Raw genomic sequence first — 1,361 nt, forward strand, 5'->3', positions numbered from 1 at the left:
TGATGATGTGGACACCCCCACCCCAACCGTCGAATCTGGTTTCAACGGTTCTCCGGGAAGAAGGAGTGGTTGGATATGTCCGGAATGATCATTGGCCTCGATCTCGCGAAGAGCGTTTTCCAGGTCCACGCAGTCGATGCAGACGGAAAAGTCGTCATCACACGAAAGGTGCGGCGCTCCCAGATGCTCGAGTTCTTTGCGAGGTTGGATCCGTGTCTGGTTGGAATGGAGGCGTGCCCTTCCGCGCACCATTGGGCGCGAGAGCTTTCTGCCCTAGGCCACGAAGTCCGGTTGATGGTCGCGTCCTATGTGAAACCCTACGTCAAGCGCCAGAAAAACGACATGGTCGACGCCGAAGCTATCTGCGAGGCGGTGACGAGGCCGACCATGCGGTTCGTCCCGATCAAATCTGAATCGCAGCAGGCCATTCTCATGGTCCACAAAACCCGCGCCCTTTTGGTCCGCCAAAGAACAATGCTTGTGAACGCCCTGCGAGGCCATCTCACCGAGATGGGCGTCGTAGCGCCAAAGGGGATCAGACGGCATGCCGATCTCGTCGAGCGGGTGCTTGCACACGGCGCTGACGAGATTGACTTGCCGCCACTCGTGCGTGACATCGTGTTTTCCTCTGCCCGACAGATCGACTCCTTGAATACCGAGATAAAGGAGCTCGAGAGGAAAATCCTGGAATGGCACCGCACGAGCGAAGCCAGCCAACGGCTGGCGACGATCCCCGGCGTCGGCGTGATCACCGCATCCGCAATGGCGGCCAGTGTGGTGGACCCTGCTGCCTTCAGATCGGGACGAGATCTTGCCGCATGGCTCGGCCTGACACCCCGATCCAACTCATCTGGAGGCAAAGAGCGACTTGGACGGATCACAAAGGCCGGCAATCGATATCTGAGAACCCTGCTGGTCATCGGGGCGACCGCTGTCGTCGGCTTCTCGAGGCGCTCAAACGAGGGGCCATTGTTGAGTTGGGTCAGAAAGCTCCTGCAGGCAAAATCAGCACGCCTGACCACCGTGGCTTTGGCCAACAAGATGGCACGGATCTGCTGGGCGGTGATGGCACGCAAGACCATCTACGGGGAAACAGCCGCATAAATTCCGACGCACTGGCGTCACAACAGTTCGGAGGGTCTGCCCAAGAAGCGTGATGACTACCGGTTTTGCCGGGGATCAGGAAAACCCGTTCGCGAGACAGCGCCCGAAAGCGCGATGATTTGATAGGGACCATGATCCGCGGATATCATCAGGGCCCGCGGCCAACCGGCCGCACTACGAGGCCGGACATATGCAAGCACCCAACCGGATTCGACGCGCTTTGAGGAAAGACTTGACGAAGGGGGTGTCCACATATG

Annotated in this window: 1 protein-coding gene; it reads left to right on the forward strand. The window is 58.9% G+C overall.

The window, feature by feature from the left end; genetic code table 11:
* Positions 1-75: 75 nt before the first annotated feature.
* Positions 76-1,104 carry an IS110 family RNA-guided transposase gene (locus CRO22_RS18500; protein ID WP_097071603.1) on the forward strand — a complete coding sequence of 343 codons (1,029 nt, stop codon included), beginning with the start codon at positions 76-78 and terminating at the stop codon, positions 1,102-1,104.
* The last annotated feature ends 257 nt before the right edge of the window (positions 1,105-1,361 follow it).

This window comes from Rhodobacter maris (assembly GCF_900217815.1).
GTDB lineage: Bacteria > Pseudomonadota > Alphaproteobacteria > Rhodobacterales > Rhodobacteraceae > Rhodobacter > Rhodobacter maris.

Coding starts and splice junctions, on each gene's coding strand:
- CRO22_RS18500 (WP_097071603.1), top strand. CDS start 76: ATGTCCGGAATGATCATTGGCCTCGATCTCGCGAAGAGCGTTTTCCAG.